This is a genomic window from Bacillus suaedaesalsae, from assembly GCF_016890225.1.
GTDB lineage: Bacteria > Bacillota > Bacilli > Bacillales > SA4 > Bacillus_BS > Bacillus_BS suaedaesalsae.
In genome coordinates, this window is the sequence record NZ_JAFELM010000041.1 from 1 (window position 1) to 17,852 (window position 17,852).

A 17,852-nucleotide genomic window follows, 5' to 3' on the forward strand; every position below is an offset into this window, starting at 1 on the left:
ATTATCGCCGTAGAAAGGATGTATTTCAATGGATGTAATCATTGAAAGAGCGTGTGGAATGGATGTCCATAAGGACAACATCACCGCATGTATCATCACTCCAGAAGGAAAGGAGATTAAAACTTTTTCTACTAAGACTGTGTTTTTGATCCAACTGGTTGACTGGATCAAACAGCACAATTGTACGCATGCTGCTATGGAAAGCACAAGTGTTTACTGGAAGCCTATTGTGAACTTACTAGAATATGAGGAGATTGAATTTTTAGTAGTAAATGCACAACATATGAAGGCTGTTCCAGGACGTAAAACAGATGTAAAAGATGCAGAATGGATTGCCAAACTTCTCCGTCATGGACTAATTAAAGCTAGCTATATACCTGACAGGAATCAACGTGAATTACGCGAGCTTGTTCGTTATCGAAGAAGCATTATTGAAGAACGTGCAAGGCAGCATAATCGTATTCAAAAGGTATTAGAAGGTGCGAATATTAAGTTAGGATCTGTTGTATCAGATATTATGGGAGTTTCAGCTAGAGACATGCTTAATGCGATTGCCGATGGAGAAGATAACCCTGAAATACTAGCCAGTTTCGCTCGCCGATCAATGAAAAAGAAGAAAGAAGAGCTAGAATTAGCACTTAAAGGATATATCCATTCTCATCAAAGACTTATGCTGAGAACCATTTTAAAGCACATTGATTTCCTAACTGAACAAATTGAGATGCTAGATTCAGAGGTACAAGAAAGAATGCAATCCTACCAAGAAGATATTGAAAGATTAGATTCAATCCCAGGCATCGCCAGAAGAATGGCTGAACAGATTCTTTCTGAAATTGGATTTGATGTGAAGAAGCAATTTCCAAGTGCCAGTCACATGTGTTCCTGGTCAGGTGTGGTTCCTGGACATAATGAAAGTGCTGGGAAGAGGAAATCATCTAAAACTAAGAAAGGAAACAAATATTTAAGGTCAGCATTAACAGAAGCAGCTCATTCAGTAAGTGGATCTAAGAATTACCTTGGAGCACTGTATAGGCGTACAGCCTCGCGAAAAGGCAGGAAACGAGCAGGAATTGTTGTCGCTCATGCCATTTTGAGAATTTCTTATTACCTCTTAACACGAAAAGAAATGTATGTAGACTTAGGCGAAGACTACTTTGATAAAAAGAGACAGCAATCAATCGTAAGACATTCACTTCGAAGACTCGAAAGCTTAGGCTACACAGTCACTATTGAAGAACCTGAAGCATCTTAAACTAGTCAACTATCTATAAATGAACTCAAGATCGGCGCTCTCCCTTTTTTAAAAAAATGAATGAGCTGCGTCTATTTAAGTATTGCCTTTTTTACGTTGTTACAGAATTTAATTTTCATGGTAGCATTATAGATGTTGAAAAACTATCAGCTCAAACGAATATAACAGAAGATAAGATTTTAACATGTACATTTTACAATATACTTAATCATTTCTGTGGAAGTAGCAAAGTTGAAAGAGCTAGATTTATGTCGGGTATGATAAGGAATAATCTACACTATTGTCCTTTATGCATATTAGAAAGTAAATATTATAGAATTCAGTGGAAAGTTAATCAGATAAATGCATGTACCTTACATAAAATAAAATTAGTAAATCAATGTCCAGATTGTAATAAATTAATAAAATTAAGAGATGTCGAATTAATTGGAATTTGTCCCTATTGTAACAGTTCTTTAGATAAAATTAGTGAAATGAATGATATCATTGATGAAGAGTTGCAAAGAGAAGAGTGGCTTTATGAAACATGGATACAATTGTTTAAGATTAGCCAATCTTCAATATTATCACCGAATGAATTGGCGCTTAAGATTATTTATATCTTATGTGGGTTCAATGATTACTTTGAAAGAGAGACACTGGAGAACAAACTGAAATCCCCATCTATAATTCCTACACTTTTACAACACGCAAGGGGAACTTTAGCTGTAGAAAGAACTCTTCATATGGGATTTGTTTTAGAAATATTAAAAGATAACAATATTTATTTCAATGATTTCATAGATATTAATGTTCCTGATCTTTTTAAAGATAGCATTTTAAATGATAAACAGAAAAAAACTAATAATGTATACTGTTTTGCTCCATGGTGTAAAAGTAATGGTATCCATGGATCACTAATAAAGACAGGTACCTCAACAAGAATTAGAAAAGGGGAGAAACTGAGATACTACTTAACATGTTCTGATTGTTGTTGTGAGTATGCCTTTAATACAAAGGATGAACTAATAGAACGCTCGTATTTTTTTAGGATTTACAATCTCATAAATGATTTAACTGATAAAGAAATTTCTTTAAGTGAACTTAGTCAAAGAATTAATGAATCTCTTGAGAGATTAAAGAGATCTCTAGCCTATTTTATGTCTAGAGGTATTCAATTTAATATTAATGGATATAAAAAAGAAGTAATAATTAATGATGAAATTAAAGATAATTTTATTCAATCTTTAAAGAGTAATGGAAAATTTAATAATATTAAAAAATGGGAATGTTTTAGCGATTATTTTCACTATCTTGTATATAGGTATCATAAAGATGTTATTGGATTTTTAATTACTCGTAAGCAAAGACGTAAACCAAGAATGAACTTGGAAATTAATAAATATAAGGTTGAGAAATTACTCGATGAAATGTTTTTAAATAATATTGATATAACAGTCGGTGCTGTATGTAAAAAAATAAATATTTCTCCTGAAACAATCAGGAATTGGGGGTGCAATCGGATTATTTCGGAAAGGAAAAAAAGACAAAAGGAAGAAAGGATATTTATTAGGAAAAACGAAATATACTCGTTAATTGACGAAATGTTTATGAGTACTAAAGAAAAAATAAGTTCTAAAGAGTTGTATAAAAAAATTGGAATAGGGAGAACAGTATTATGGAGAATTGCTCCTGAAATTACATCATACATATCAGAATTGTTAAGTCAACAAAAGCGAATCTATAATTGAATTAGCGTTTTACAGTTAGAGTTCCTGAAAGTTTCACTTTAGGAACTCTTTTTATTTATAAAAAATAATGACCTTTAAGTAATTTATTTATTACCTATGTAAGTTCAAAACTAACATATTCAAAAATATTATATTAACAATATAACCCTTGCCTGATATATGTTTTAAAGGCTAAGATAATTAATGCAACAAGCTAAATCCAGTAGAAAAATATATATTAATAGTCCTAAAAAGGTGAGCTATGGATAAGTTGACAGTCAGACCTAAGCCCTATATAGATGAGTCATTGTCGAGTTTTCTTTATAGGGTTGCAGCGAATAATTTTATGCCTATAAGAGAGCTATTATTGAATGTTAAAAAAACAGAAAATAATTATATCTTAAGTAATAAACAACAATATTTAATAGATACAAATCCTGATAGTAAAATTGATTTAACTACACTAGCTGAACTTCTTCAGATTGAAGAATCTATTTTAAGAAATATGAGTTTTTTTCCAGTGCTTAATAAGTTTTTTTCCTCTACTAAAGATGCTATTAATAGTTCAGGTTCTTTATCTCTTTCCTTATCTATTGAGAAAAGGAAAAGACGGTTTTGTAGAAAGTGTCTTAATAACAATGGAGTATTTAAATTATTATGGCAAATTAATGATATTCAAATATGTGATATACATAATACAAAGTTAGAATCAATTTGTTTAAATTGCTCCAGAGAACAACCATACTCTGATTCTCATCTTTTTGATCAAAAATGTTGTTATTGTAACTCATCACTTGTTAACATTTTAGAAGAGCCAAGTATATTAATCGATAATGAATTAAGGGAACATCACTTTTATTATAAAAACTGGAGCCTTTTATTGAACCCAGGATTAAATTTAATTAACGAATTTCAGCCAGAGAATTCTATAGAAAAATACTTAGCGATTAAATTTTTATATATTATAGCTAGTGGGGAATTAGCAGTAAGTGTAGATAACACAGATAAGATTATAAGTGCTAGTTATCAAAGGGGATTGAATCGACTTATTCAAAATGGAGATCGTAAAATAAAAATAAGCATTCCAAGACTATTTTGGTTGTTGCGCGAATATAATATGGATTTGGAAGATTTCTCCAATATCCATGTCCCTACAGAGTTTATAAATTCAATAACTGAAAAAAAAGATAAGGAAATTGGTCCATGTTTATCCCCATGGTGTAGTTCATATTTAACAAAAACTAAAATGAAAAGAACATCTGATACAATAGCAAATCAAGCATTCAAATTTCATAATGGAATATATTCATTACCCTCAATATGTTTTGATTGTTATATTCGATACGGATATAACTATAATTCCGATATTTGGGAACCTATACGATTAACAAAGCAAACGGTCGGGGTAAACATTGATGTTATCAACTTAATATTACCCTTAATCAAACAAGGTTTGTCTTACAACGACTTATTAAATAGTAATTTAGGTATAACAAGATTCAAATTATTGTATGCAATTGGATATTTAATAAACCAATCTTTGTTACCCAGAAATTACTTATTTAATGAAGAATTAAAAATACCTAAAAATTTAAAGAGTTGCTTTATTGAACTAGTAAAATTAAGAGGTGAAATGAGAAAAAATGCCCTTTCTTTATATGATTGGAATTCTAGAGAATTCTTCTTCTATTTAAATATGAGAGAAATACAAGAATTTTTGTTATTAAATTCCTCAGGGATTAAAAAAAAATACAAAACAAACTCTTCAGTAAAATGGGAGATGAGAGTTAGAGAAGAGATAGAAAAACTGTCAAAAAAGAATAAAGATATAAGCGTTAAAGTTATTGCAAATAATTTAAATACCAATGTTGCAGTTCTGCAAAAAAACAAGGTTACAAAAATAATTAGTGAAGCTAAAGAATTGCAGAAGATTAAAAGGAATAGAGAAATTGAATTAGAGTATAAAGAAAGAATTAGAAAATGGCTTAGTTTTAGGATTTTTGAACATGAGAATATAACATTAGCAGAGGCGTGTAGAATTTTGGATAGAGATTTGGGACGATTAAGGATTTGTTTCCCGGATTTTTTTAAATGGATGAAGGAAGAAATAAGAGTTGCTAATAAATCAATTAGAAATTCATTAATTATTAATCTAAAGGAACCAATAAGAGAAGTAATAAATGAATTGAAACTACAAGGAGTTATACCTACTTACGAGGTTATCTTAAATAAGGTGGGTTACGGTAGATATCTATTTACAGATTTCCCTGAATTAAGGGAATATATAGACTCGTTACGATAAATTAAATAAAAATACATAAAGAAATTAGTTTTTAATAACTAACAGTAGCGTGTTTATATATTAGAAATTATTTCGAAATATGGGGTAGTTAATCAAAAGAGCGCTCTTCAAAAAGTGACAATTTTAATTGTAAAGAATACAAAATGTGACAAAGAATAATGAAATTAGTGACATATTAATACTATAAATACATTAATTATTGGCCATTTTTTGTGACAAATAAAACTGTAATTCACATTAATTTGGTTCAGGTTTTTTTATAAGAGAAAACAGGTAGATTATTTCTTCTGATTTTTTGTTTGATGTATCTCAAAATGATACATCAATTCTTCATATATCAATTCTTCATATAAAATTTACATGAGCTTCACATTAGGTATGTATAATTTTAAATATAGGTCGTTAGTCACATATTAAGGTCGGAGGTCTTTTTATATGAGTCGAAAGTTTAGCATTAGTTTAAGAAAAAAGAATGATACTATCAGCAGTAGTATGAAACTAGTAACCAGATTAAATTTACTATTTGTTTCTTTAATTGTGCTATCAATTGTTTCAGTAGGGACAAGCTCGTATTTAAAAGCTAGAGAAATGACCATGGAGTCGATTGAAAATAGACTAGAAAGAGAAGCTGAACTAACAGGTTACATAGCAGAAAATTTAAAGTTTGTTTATGTAAGTGATGATGAATATTTCATGAAACAACTTGAGGGAAGTATCAGGTCTCAACAAAACAAGCTAAAAAAAGAAGAAATCACTACAGATTTTTTCTATATTAGGAATTCTAAGGTCATACCATTTCAGGTTAGTGAAAAAACTGATATTAACATCGATAATGGGATAGTCAATCAAATCTTGAAAACACAAAATGGAATTTTACATGAAACGATAAAGGGCACAAGCTATACTGTTGTATTTAAAGAAATTAAAGAGATTGAAGGAATTATGGTTATCCTAATTCCAACAAATTCGTATATGAAATCAGTAAGTGAAATGGCATATTTTACAATGATTGTTATTACAATTAGTATATTCATAACTATTGGATTCACAAACTTCTTTGTAAGAAAACTAATAAAACCTCTAAATCAATTAAAGAATACAATGAAACAAGTTCGTGATGGTTATCTTCAAAAATCAGTAGATTGTCATACAACTATCCCGGAGTTAAGTTCATTACACAAAAGCTATAATAGTATGATTGATCAAATGATGAGAATGATTTATGAATTAACAGAAACGACTAAAGAATTAGAAGTGACTGGTGACCAGCTTAATAACTCTTCCCAAAGTGCACTTACAAGCAGTCATCAGTTGATTTCGGCCATTAATATAGTGAAAACAGTCGCAGAACAGACTGCAGTTAGTTCGGAAATGAGTGCAACTAGTTCGAAGGCGCTAAAGCAGATGATAGAAGAAATGTTAAAGAATATGAAAAATGTTTTTCAGAGTTCGACTAAAATGAGTGAAACTGCCGAGAGTGGAGAAAAGAATAATGAAGAGCTAATCTCAACCATACATCTTTTTGAAAAGGATTTTGAACACCTTGCTAATACAATTCACCAGGTTAAAGAATACTCCTTTTCGATTACAAACCTTGTTGGAATGGTCAGAAGCATCGCAGAACAAACAAAACTATTAGCTTTAAATGCATCTATTGAAGCAGCTCGTGCTGGGGAAGCGGGGAAGGGATTTGCGGTAGTAGCAAAAGAAGTAGGAAATCTTGCAAATAAATCTGCGAAAACAACGGAAGAAATTACAAAAGCAATGATAAACCTAAGAAATTTAACATTAGGTGCAACAGAAGAATTTGATCAAATGCATGGTAAAATAAAATCAAATTTAACGCTGGCAAATGATTCAAAAGTAACATTTGATGAACTCATGAAAGAAATTGCTACGGTAATTGGAAACTTAAAATCAATTAAAAATGAATTAGAATATATTGGGGATACATTGCCGCAACTTGAGTATGGTGCCAATAGCTTCTCTACTGTATCTCAGGAAACTCTCTCAAGTGCAGAAGAAATGCTATCCATTAGTGATATACAAATAAATCAAATGGAAAATACTGATAAGATCGGTTTAAAGTTAAATGTCCTTGCAAAGTCAATTTCTATGATTACTTCCCAATTTAAAATTGGTAACGTTGAAAATGAAAGAAACAATAAACAAGATGGAAGTACGTGTGATTCTATAACGAAGAATTAGACAAAGGAAATTAATAGTTTGATCGAGGAGTTGCGATGCAACTCCTTTTTATTTTTTCTTACTAACAATTTCCTCCCGTGAGATAGAAGAAACTATACAGTATTCAGCCTCGTTTAGTGTATAAAGTTTTAATACCATCGTGCTTCAGGTAAGGTCTTCCTTCCCGTAATATGCTTTATGTACAATATATCCTTCGTTCTGGAGAAAAAATATAATTAATTGAACGATCTCTTTATCATCGTCATCTACTAAAATATGTCCCAACCATTTATTGATTCCAATTTTATTCAACTAAATTTATAGTAGCTAATTTGGCAAATGTTACTTCGAAATAAAAAAGAATTTGAGGCATTTTCCATACTATGCTAAAGTATATAAAAATCAGAGGTGACGAAAAACATGGATTCAATTACGTACCTTTCCTTGTCACAATTACATCATCATATCAAGTAGTCTTGCTATCCGATTTTTGAAAAAATCGTAAATAGGAAGGCTATTTCTCATGAAACCGCATGGATTAAGTTTATCGAACTCAATCTAGAGCGGTTTTTTATTTTTTTTAAAACAGGAGGAAACAAAGATGAAGAAGATGGATTATCAAAATGTTAGAGGAACACAGGATTATTTACCAGAAGCAGAGGTAGTTCGAAGAGAGATACGTAGAAAGCTAGAAGATGTGTTTATTCAATTTGGCTGTAAGCCACTGGAGACCCCGATTATAAACTACACGGAATTGATGGCTTCCAAATATGGAGGTGGCGCTGAAATATTACAGGAGATGTATACGTTGACCGATCGTGGTGAGCGGGATTTGGCATTGAGATATGACCTTACGATTCCATTTGCGAAGGTGGTAGCAATGAATCCGACCATTCGAATGCCGTTTAAGCGATACGAAATGGGTAAGGTGTTTAGAGATGGACCAATTAAAACAGGTCGATTCCGAGAATTCACACAATGTGATGTAGATATTGTAGGCGTGGATTCACAAGTAGCGGAAGCGGAGCTAATGGTGATGGCGCTAGATGCCTTTTCAAAACTTAATCTTCAAATTGTCATTCAATATAACAACCGAAAACTATTAGCAGGAATGCTGGAGGTGTTTCAAACACCTGCGGAGAAGCTGAATAAAGTTGTACTAATTCTAGATAAGCTTGAAAAAGTTGGGCTCGATACTGTGGCTAAAGAGCTCTCAGAACAAGGGTTAGAACAAGAAACTGTAGAGAATATAAAAAATTTTTTAACGGACTCTAACAATTCTAGGTATGAGTACTTTAATGCGTATTATGATCAAAACACTCAAGTGAAAGAAGGACTTGAAGAGCTTAAAGAGTTAGATTCGTACTTACAACTTTTGGGTATAAAAAGTCAGTGCCTATTCAATCCATTTTTAGCGAGAGGATTAGAGATATATACTGGAACGATTTATGAAATCTTTTTAGCGAATCGAAGTATTACGTCTAGTATTGGAAGCGGGGGACGCTATGATAATGCGATTGGAGGCTTAATCGGTTCTAATACACCTTATTCAACAGTGGGAATTTCATTTGGATTAGATGTGATTTATACAGCAATGTGCAGTGCGAAAAGTGAAGATTTTAATGACTCAGATCTAGATTTTTACATTATTCCACTCAATACTCTTAGGGAATCATTAGTCGTTGCCCAAGATTTAAGAAGCAAGGGATATAAAGTAGAGCTTGAAATGGGGAATAAAAGACTAGGGAAGGCATTGGACAAAGCAAATAAAGAGAAGATAAAGAAAGTTGTAATTATTGGTGAAGATGAGGTAGTCAACAAGCAATACAAAATCAAAGATATGGTTACGGGGGAGGAGAGATTGGAAGAATTTAAATATAGTAATGCAAAATAGCCTGGAATCATTTTATATAACAATTAAAAATTACTAACTTATAAAAGTTATCCTGTTGTTTAATAGGATAACTTTATTTTTTAAATCGTTGCCATTGCTGACAAGTCGGTAAGCTGATTATGAAATGAAATTGACAAAAAAAGGGATTATATGTTAAATTTTCAGATAATAGGAAACGTTCCCGAAGGCGAGGAGGAGTATTGATAATGAAAAATAAAAAGATAGTTATCATTCTGTTTATCACGATAATGTTTGTATCAATTGGAGCTTTTACTTACGGTTTAAATAATGGTGGCTTAATAGCTATTCCAGCACCAACTTATACAGTAGATACAAATTGTATAGAGGAAGTTAATTCAATGCGACTAGTTGATGCTTCAGATATGTCATTAAAAAATAGATACAAAGATTTAAAGGTAGTAGATGTACATAATCATGGCGGGCCATCGGCTGTTGTATCGGTCGACGAATGGAAGTCCTTTAATATTGACGAGACCTTTGTGTTTGGAAACGTGTCAGAACCGTCAGCAATTGGAACAGATGAACAATCATTTTTGGCATACAAAAGACTACCTCAAGATATTCTGCCCTTTTTTGCAGGAGTGAATATTACAGATGAATCCGGTGTTGAATATACAAAACAACAACTGGAACGAGGATTTTTAGGTATAGGGGAGTTAGCAGCAGCTAGTACGTATTCACCTGTTCTATCTTCAGTGAAATGGAAAGGAAGACACCCTTTAGATAAAAGGCTTCCACAAATTTATGAGTTAGCTGCAGAATATGGTGCACCCGTTTTATTACATATTGATCCACCAGATGGACATCCAATTCGTGTTCTTGAAAAAGCGTTGAATGATTACCCAAATACAGCGTTTATTTTTGGGCATGCCAATGTAGAAAATACTCCGAAAGCAATTGGGGAGTTGTTGAAGAAGCATAAAAATTTATATATCGATTTTTTTGCTGGATACACCCTTCAAGCTTCGGAAAAGGGCAGCTACGGGATTGAGGATTATATTCCTGTCATTGAACAATATCCTGATCAGTTTTTGTTTGGAACAGATGGTGGATACGGAATGACCTATAGTAAGGCAGCAACGGCGATTTATGAAACGATTCATTTACTTGAACCGGAAACTGCATGTAAAATGTCTTATCAAAATGCTGAGAAATTAATTGAGAATCAACAACCAACTGAAACCCAAATCAATAAGATACAGGAATTATCAGTTCTAGTAAAAGAGAAAGGTGAAGTACAAGTTAACAAACGGGAAGCAAATGAACTCATTTTTGAACTAGAAGAAAAGGCAGTAAAACTAGAGTAACCGGAGGAAGAGAATGGGGATATCTATTATTGATCTTGCGAAGCATTGTAACTTATCTGTCAGCACTGTATCAAGAGCTTTAAATAACCAATATGGAGTAAGTGAGAAGGCGAGGCAAAAAGTTTTAAAAGCTGTAGATGAATTACGGTATGTTCCGAATGAGGGAGCAAAGGAATTAGTCAGAAAACGAAGTAATGTAATTGGACTCATTCTACACGGTGACGATTATGAAGTAGAGCCTGCCTTTCTACATCATTTACCTTATATTAATCAGGTGTTAAATGAAGCGGGAAAAGATACGATGATTCAAACAATATCAAGAGTGAATTATCATAGTGGTGAGTTGCAACAATTTATTCAAAAGAGAAACTTCGAAGGATGTATAATCTTTCCCGGTTTCTTAAAGGGTCATCCTATTTTTGATGATGTATTAAAAATAAAAACACCAGTCGTTGTGCTAGAAGAAGAAATAGAGGCACCTCATTGTTCTAGCATTAATACAGACGAAATATTAGGTGGGGAGCTCGCTACTGAACACCTTATTTTATCGGGACATAAACATATTGGATTTATAAATGGTCTCGGCTTTATCCACATATCTAACTTAAGATTTCAAGGATATAAAAAAGCGCTTGAGAAACATGGAATTCCTTATAACCAGGAGTATGTAATGGAAAGTAATTATAAAGGAGAAGGGGGAGCTGAAGCGTCAACTGAATTACTACAGCGAAATCCGGAAATAACGGCAATATTTTTTGCAAATGATGTAATGGCAATGGGGGCCATATCAAATTTATCTAAACGTAATATTGCTGTACCTCAAGATATTTCTATCGTTGGCTATGACGGACACAGGCTTTCTCAATTTTATAATCCACCGCTAACAACTATACAAATACAATACAAAGAAATTGGAGGTAAAGCAGCACATGCATTACTTGAACTTATTGAAGGTAGACAAGGAAAGAGTGTGAGCATTGTACCACGGTTATTAAAAAGAGAGAGTGTAAAAAGAATAGATTATTAAGGGTAAGAAATACTAAAGAAAACCATGTCTAAGGGGAATTTAGTATATGAAAATCATTAAACCAACCGAGAATGATGATTCAAATAATTTCGACCCAGCAAAGGAAAAAATTACTTCAGCCGAAATGGGGAAACTCTGGGCAGTCTTTATGGGAAATAGTATGTCTATCTGTGTGCTTAGCTACTTCTTACAACATGTGGATGACACAGACACAAAAGCAATATTAGAAGATTCACTTGAACTGGCAAAAGGCTTTACAAAAGGAGTAGCAGCTATTTTTGAAAAAGAACAGATACCAATCCCTATAGGTTTTACAGAGAAAGATGTAAACCTAGGTGCCCCTCGATTAGTGGCAGATGAGTTTTATTTACATTATTTAAAATATGCAGCAAAAGCTGGTCTTAGCTTATATTCAACAGCAATTCCTCTGATGATACGGAAAGATGTAAGGGATTTTATATTAAAATGTAATAAATATACAACAGACTTACTTAATACGCTAAATGAACTAATGAGTAAGAAGGGAATACTTAATAAGCCACCACTTATTCCTATTCCAGACAAGGTTGACTTTATTAAAAAGCAGAATTACTTGAATGGATTTTTTAGAAATGTTAGGTCGCTTCATGCGCTTGAAGTTTCACATCTACATGATAATTTAGAGAATAATGCAACAAGTAAAGGATTATTAATTGCATTTAGCCAAGTAGCAAAAAAGGAATCAGTTAGAGAGATTATGCTCCGTGGGAAGGAAATTGCAAGGAATCACTTCGAATCTTGTGCAGAGAAATTGCACAATGAAGATTTACCATCACCTCCTTTATTGGATGATTTAATTGAGGCAACAACCGTTTCACCATTTTCTGATAAGTTGATCCTTTTCCATAAGGTTGATATGTTCAATATGAAAATTAGAACTTATGCAAGTGCACTGTCCCTTAATGGTAGACGTGACATAGGGATGATGTATGGCAGATTTATAACAGATGTCGGACGTTTCGTGGAAGATGCTGCAAATCTTATGATAAGTGAGGGCTGGTTCGAGCAACCTCCTAAAGCAGCTGACCGTAAAGATTTAGCTAAGCATTAAAATAAAATGAGTAGAAATTTTATATTGTAAGAAGCGAAAAGGAGCCCCACAGGCTCCTTTTCCTATTTTAAAAACATCTTTATTCTTTTTAACGCATTTTTGGCATTTGGATATCTAAACGGTATATCAAACATTGTTGTTTGCTTAAGGACAGCTTTCTTATGAGAGAATGTGTCGAAGCTACCCTTTCCATGGTAAGCACCCATTCCGCTATTTCCTACTCCGCCAAATGGCAAGTAGGGTGAAGCAAGATGATACAATGTATCGTTTATACAGCCTCCACCGAACGAAACGTTGTGTAACACTTTCTTTTCAATTTCTGCACTTTCTGTAAATACATAAAGGGCTAGTGGATTTGGGTGTTTATGAATACCTTTAATCACATCTGTTATGTCATTATACTCCATAACAGGAAGAATCGGACCGAAAATTTCGTCAGCCATGATAGAATCTTCCCAAGAAATATTTGTAAGAACAGTAGGTTCAATTAACAGTTTATCTGGATTTTGGTTACCGCCCAAATAGATCTTGCCATCGTTTAAAAACGACGTTAATCTGTTGAAATGTCGTTCACTAACGATGCGAGTGAAATTTGAGTTTTGTAACGGTTCATGGCCGTATAATTCTGTAATCGCTTCTTTGAAATGTGTTAAAAACTGATCCTTAACAGAGGTATGAACATACAAATAATCTGGTGCAACACAAGTTTGGCCAGCATTTGTAAACTTACCCCATGCAATCCGTTTAGCGGCGATCTTTAGGTGTGCATCCTCATGGACAATACAGGGGCTTTTGCCACCAAGCTCTAACGTAACAGGAGTTAAATTTTTAGAAGCAGCTTCCATTACGACTCTTCCAACAGGAACACTACCTGTAAAGAAAATATAATCTACGTGTTCACTTAATAGGGCAGTACTTACCTCAACTCCACCAATAGCCACTGTTATATATTCTTCGGGGAAAATTTCTTTTATTAATTTTGCTAATACTTCTGATGTTTTTGGAGTTAACTCAGACGGCTTAATAATGGCGCAATTTCCTGCAGCGATTGCACCAATTAACGGAGCAATTGCCAATTGAAACGGATAGTTCCAAGGTGAAATAATGAGGGCAACTCCATAAGGCTCCGGATAAACGTAACTAGTAGATCCGACGTGGGTGACGGGTGTTTTAACTTTTTCAGGATTCACCCAAGAGCGTAGATTACTTAGAGTAAAACGAATCTCTTCAAGTAAAACGCCAACTTCAGTTGTATACGCATCAAACTCAGATTTATTTAAATCTGCTTTAAGTGCAGTTAGTAACTCTTTTTCATAATTTCGGATCGCTGCACGCAATTTTTCGAGCGAGTCGATACGGAATTGAACTTCCTTTGTTTTACCTGTGAGAAAATAGGACTTTTGCTTTGAAATAAGTGCATTGTAGTTTTCCAAAGGAACCCCTCCTTTTTGTCATTACTCTTTTATCATGTCATAAAGCTTGAATAGATCATCTTTAGAAAGGATTTTAGGAACTGGATAAAGTGGATTCGCTTCCTTTAGAGCACGTTCCACCATCGTTGGAATGTCACGATCTACAATTCCACTTACCTTGCTTGGAATGTTCATGCTAGCATTTAGCTTTCGAACCGCTTCAATAAATGCTTGTGCTTTTTGTTCCTCTGTTTCTAATCCTTTACCGATGCCAACGAGATCCGCAAGCTCAGCTAACGGTTTATGTACTGACTCTCCATAATAATCTAACACATAAGGTAAGATAATTGCATTTGCTAAGCCGTGAGGAACAGAATAAAAACCACCTAACGTATGAGCGATAGCATGTACATAGCCAACATAAGCCCTGGTAAAAGCAACTCCAGCTTTATATGCTGCATTTTGCATATTCGTTCTTGCTTCAATGTTTTCTCCATTTGAATAGGCTTCATAAATGTTATCAAAGATTAACGTTACAGCTTCACGGCTTAATTGTTTTGTCGCTTCGGTATTACTTCTCCCTATGTAAGCTTCAACAGCATGTGTCAATGCATCAATACCTGTTGTCGATGTAATATGAGATGGTAAGCCAACAGTCAGCAGTGGATCTAACACTGCATAATGTGGAATGAGTGACATGTCATTCACAGTATATTTCTCATGTGTTTGGCTGTTAGAAATAACCGCAGCCAAGGTAGCTTCACTCCCTGTACCTGCGGTTGTCGGAACGGCAAATAACGGAGGAATCTCATTTCTTATCTTTAGTACGCCCTTCATTTGCCTAATTGTTTTGTTTGGTTTTGCCACACGTGCGCCAACACCTTTTGCACAATCCATCGGTGAGCCACCACCGAAGGCAACTATTCCATTACATTTGTACTCGTTGTATAACTTTAGTGCTTCTTCGATGTTATCAATCGTTGGATTTGGTACAGTTTTATCATAAATAAAATAATCAATGTTTTCCTTTTTTAAGCCTTCTAGCAGTCCGTTCATTAATCCAAGAGTAGTAATTCCTTTGTCTGTAACGATTAACACACTAGTTATTCCTTTAGTGCGAATAAGCCCAGGTAATTGTTGGAGACTGTTTTCTCCTACTAGTAATTCAGGATGACGCCAAGGTAGAAACCGAGAAGTGATCTTGAAAGCACCTTGGTAAGTACGACAATACAACTTGTACATACATTTCCCTCACTTTTTGTAAAATTATTCTATTATATTTAATCTATAGTAAAATAAGCACCTTTCATAGTGTTAAATTAATAAATAGTAAGAATTCACAGAAAATAAAACGTGGAATGTGCATAGCCTAAATCATCTGGCTATTTACTCGAAAACATTCAAGAATGTATGCGTGGTGGGGACTCGGTTTAAATACCTTTATATTAATCTTTACAGCTATGATGTTTATATTAGCTTGGTCAATCAATGCGAAGCCTTAATGAACATTTGAGTTAACTGCCTTAGCAGTTAGCTCATTTTTTTTATCTTAGAGGGAGTTTGATTAGTAAAAGAGAATATAAAAAATATGATAAGTTTTGCTATCAGGGGGAAAAGAATGAAGAAATAAAAAAGAAAAAACACCTAAATTAAGCCTATTAAAGGAAGAAAGAACCTTACTTAGGAAAAGTAAGATTAAATTATCTCAAATCAAAAATTATACAATCGAGCAGTTCGTGCAAATTGGATTCAAAGAGAATCGAGCGAAGGAGATTATCGCACTTTCTATCTTTCAGGCAATCCCCTCAGTTGGGCCAGGACTAGCTAATAATGTTGTAAACGATTTAGGATATTATGATTTTGAACAAATTCGAGGTCAAAGAGGAGAAGAATTAATACTAGCGCTAGAGAAGAAATACGGAGTTTGGATGGACCCATGTGTAGAAGATGGACTTAGATGTATTGTTTACCATGCTAATAAGCCAAACAGTGATAAAAGTTGGTGGGATTTTACAGAGGAAAGAAAAGCTTACAGAAGTAAGTATGGATATCCTGAGGATCGACCTAAAAAAGCTTGGAATGAATAAGTTAATGGCGCAAAGTTGGGATGCGCCATTTTCCGATATCTACCAAATTCTAACGTTTCCTAGTTCTTCCTTTAACACATGTAAAAACTCTAAATAATGCATAGATCCAGCATTTCCTTCTTTCCGTTTTCGAACCGCTACAGAACCGTTCTCCATCTCTTTATCACCGATAATGAGCATATATGGAACCTTATGAAGCTCAGCTTCTCTAATTTTTAGTCCAACCTTTTCAACTCGCTCATCAACCTCAACACGGAATCCCGCACCTTCTAATTGATCTTTCACGTGGTTCGCATATTCATTGTGTGAATCAGAGAGTGGCAGAATCTTCACTTGGCTTGGTGCTAACCATAGCGGGAAGTCACCAGCAAAATGCTCGATAAGAATACCTATAAATCTTTCAAGGGAGCCATAGATTGCTCGATGAATCATGATTGGTTGATGTGGCATATTATCTTCACCGATGTAAGAGCAATCAAACTTTTCAGGCATTTGAAAATCGAGTTGGACAGTTCCGCATTGCCAGCTTCTGCCGAGAGAATCTTGAATATGAAAATCTATTTTCGGACCGTAAAATGCACCGTCACCTTCATTTAGTTTATATGCCACATTCTTTTTCTGAAGTACAGATTGTAATGACTTCTCAGCCTGATTCCAAATCTCTACAGACCCCATAAAATTAACTGGGCGACTCGAGAGTTCAAGACTATAACTAAAGCCAAATTCAGAATAAATTTCATGAATAAGGTCTAATACTTTTTCAATTTCAGCTTCAATCTGATCCTCACGTACAAAGAGGTGAGCGTCATCTTGAGTGAAGGAACGAACTCTAAATAATCCATTCAGTGAGCCGGATAGCTCATGACGATGTACTTGACCAAGCTCAGCATATCGAATTGGAAGCTCACGATAGCTTCGTCTTTTGCTATTGAAAATTAACACAGCCCCTGGACAGTTCATTGGTTTAATCGCATATTGTTGATCATCTACGTTTGAAAAGTACATGTTTTCTTGATAGTGCTCAAAGTGACCCGATTGTTCCCAAAGCTCTTGCTTCATCATGAGAGGAGTTTTAATCTCTTGGTAACCTGCCTGTTGATGTTTATTTCGCCAAAACTGTTCTAGCTCATTGCGGAAGATCATTCCCTTCGGTAAGAAAAATGGCATACCTGGTGCTTCTTCCATAGATAAAAACAACTCTAATTGTTGACCTAATTTACGATGATTTCTTTTTTCTGCTTCTGCTTGAATTGACATTATAATTCCTCCTACTATTTAAGAAATATAAAAAACCACACTCATCCTATCGTTAAGGGACGAGTGTGGTTCGTGGTTCCACCCTAATTCCGAAGTGAGAAAACACTTCGCTTCGTGAAAAGATAACGGTCTCCCGATTATGGATTATCCCCATAATAGCTCCAAGGTGGTAAATCAAGCTGCTTTCTTCAGGGCTTTCAGCCTGTGGCCCCGTTCTCTGTAAAAGAAAGATGAGATTGATTCATGTCCTTATCAACGCAAACGATATAAAAATAAAAAAGGCCACACTCTGTCCGTAACAAGGGAC

At 34.0% G+C, this 17,852-nt stretch carries 12 protein-coding genes; 9 read left to right on the top strand and 3 right to left on the bottom strand.

Annotation, left to right across the window (positions count from 1 at the left end):
- The first annotated feature begins 28 nt into the window (after positions 1–28).
- The 8 genes from JR050_RS16175 to JR050_RS16210 all read left to right on the top strand — a co-directional run bounded on the left by JR050_RS16175 (position 29) and on the right by JR050_RS16210 (position 12,789).
- Positions 29–1,252 (top strand): IS110 family RNA-guided transposase, encoded by a 1,224-nt coding sequence (locus tag JR050_RS16175; RefSeq protein WP_204204561.1) that lies wholly within the window; start codon positions 29–31, stop codon positions 1,250–1,252.
- A gap of 56 nt (positions 1,253–1,308) precedes the next feature.
- Positions 1,309–2,982, top strand: a complete 1,674-nt coding sequence (locus JR050_RS16180) for a TniQ family protein (protein ID WP_204204562.1) — start codon at positions 1,309–1,311, stop codon at positions 2,980–2,982.
- A 241-nt stretch (positions 2,983–3,223) separates the two neighbouring features.
- The gene (locus JR050_RS16185) at positions 3,224–5,263 is read left to right on the top strand and encodes a TniQ family protein (protein WP_204204563.1); all 2,040 of its coding nucleotides are present in this window, start codon (positions 3,224–3,226) and stop codon (positions 5,261–5,263) included.
- A gap of 435 nt (positions 5,264–5,698) precedes the next feature.
- Entirely contained in the window at positions 5,699–7,471 is a 1,773-nt protein-coding gene (locus JR050_RS16190) for a methyl-accepting chemotaxis protein (protein ID WP_239454445.1), read from the top strand.
- A gap of 580 nt (positions 7,472–8,051) precedes the next feature.
- Positions 8,052–9,344 (top strand): histidine--tRNA ligase, encoded by a 1,293-nt coding sequence (locus JR050_RS16195; protein WP_283244088.1) that lies wholly within the window; start codon positions 8,052–8,054, stop codon positions 9,342–9,344.
- 206 nt (positions 9,345–9,550) lie between these two features.
- Complete coding sequence (locus JR050_RS16200) at positions 9,551–10,672, top strand: amidohydrolase family protein (protein WP_204204564.1); 1,122 nt, start codon at positions 9,551–9,553, stop codon at positions 10,670–10,672.
- A gap of 13 nt (positions 10,673–10,685) precedes the next feature.
- Entirely contained in the window at positions 10,686–11,699 is a 1,014-nt protein-coding gene (locus JR050_RS16205; RefSeq protein WP_204204565.1) for a LacI family DNA-binding transcriptional regulator, read from the top strand.
- 46 nt (positions 11,700–11,745) lie between these two features.
- Positions 11,746–12,789: a DUF3231 family protein gene (locus JR050_RS16210; RefSeq protein ID WP_204204566.1), complete on the top strand. Its 1,044-nt coding sequence runs from the start codon at positions 11,746–11,748 to the stop codon at positions 12,787–12,789.
- A gap of 62 nt (positions 12,790–12,851) precedes the next feature.
- Here the strand turns inward: JR050_RS16210 and JR050_RS16215 are convergent, their stop codons facing one another.
- Together JR050_RS16215 and JR050_RS16220 are read right to left on the bottom strand one after the other, a co-directional pair.
- Positions 12,852–14,222 (bottom strand): aldehyde dehydrogenase, encoded by a 1,371-nt coding sequence (locus tag JR050_RS16215; RefSeq protein ID WP_204204567.1) that lies wholly within the window; start codon positions 14,220–14,222, stop codon positions 12,852–12,854.
- A gap of 21 nt (positions 14,223–14,243) precedes the next feature.
- On the bottom strand, positions 14,244–15,443 hold the full coding sequence (locus JR050_RS16220) for an iron-containing alcohol dehydrogenase (protein ID WP_204204568.1): 1,200 nt from the start codon (positions 15,441–15,443) through the stop codon (positions 14,244–14,246).
- A 494-nt stretch (positions 15,444–15,937) separates the two neighbouring features.
- Here JR050_RS16220 and JR050_RS20395 point away from each other — a divergent pair, with 494 nt between their 5' ends.
- Positions 15,938–16,288, top strand: a complete 351-nt coding sequence (locus JR050_RS20395; RefSeq protein ID WP_346726767.1) for a helix-hairpin-helix domain-containing protein — start codon at positions 15,938–15,940, stop codon at positions 16,286–16,288.
- Positions 16,289–16,327: 39 nt separating this feature from the next.
- On the opposite strand, the gene thrS is transcribed toward JR050_RS20395, so the two are convergent.
- On the bottom strand, positions 16,328–17,545 hold the full coding sequence (gene thrS, locus JR050_RS16230; RefSeq protein WP_204204569.1) for a threonine--tRNA ligase: 1,218 nt from the start codon (positions 17,543–17,545) through the stop codon (positions 16,328–16,330).
- Positions 17,546–17,852 lie beyond the last annotated feature (307 nt).

What these genes read in the sequence shown, in the direction of transcription:
- JR050_RS16190 (WP_239454445.1), top strand. Translation starts at nt 5,699, where the DNA reads ATGAGTCGAAAGTTTAGCATTAGTTTAAGAAAAAAGAATGATACTATC.
- JR050_RS16195 (WP_283244088.1), top strand. Translation starts at nt 8,052, where the DNA reads ATGAAGAAGATGGATTATCAAAATGTTAGAGGAACACAGGATTATTTA.
- JR050_RS16220 (WP_204204568.1), bottom strand. Translation starts at nt 15,443, where the DNA reads ATGTACAAGTTGTATTGTCGTACTTACCAAGGTGCTTTCAAGATCACT.
- JR050_RS16175 (WP_204204561.1), top strand. Translation starts at nt 29, where the DNA reads ATGGATGTAATCATTGAAAGAGCGTGTGGAATGGATGTCCATAAGGAC.
- JR050_RS16185 (WP_204204563.1), top strand. Translation starts at nt 3,224, where the DNA reads ATGGATAAGTTGACAGTCAGACCTAAGCCCTATATAGATGAGTCATTG.
- JR050_RS16205 (WP_204204565.1), top strand. Translation starts at nt 10,686, where the DNA reads ATGGGGATATCTATTATTGATCTTGCGAAGCATTGTAACTTATCTGTC.
- thrS (WP_204204569.1), bottom strand. Translation starts at nt 17,545, where the DNA reads ATGTCAATTCAAGCAGAAGCAGAAAAAAGAAATCATCGTAAATTAGGT.
- JR050_RS16200 (WP_204204564.1), top strand. Translation starts at nt 9,551, where the DNA reads ATGAAAAATAAAAAGATAGTTATCATTCTGTTTATCACGATAATGTTT.
- JR050_RS16180 (WP_204204562.1), top strand. Translation starts at nt 1,309, where the DNA reads ATGAATGAGCTGCGTCTATTTAAGTATTGCCTTTTTTACGTTGTTACA.
- JR050_RS16210 (WP_204204566.1), top strand. Translation starts at nt 11,746, where the DNA reads ATGAAAATCATTAAACCAACCGAGAATGATGATTCAAATAATTTCGAC.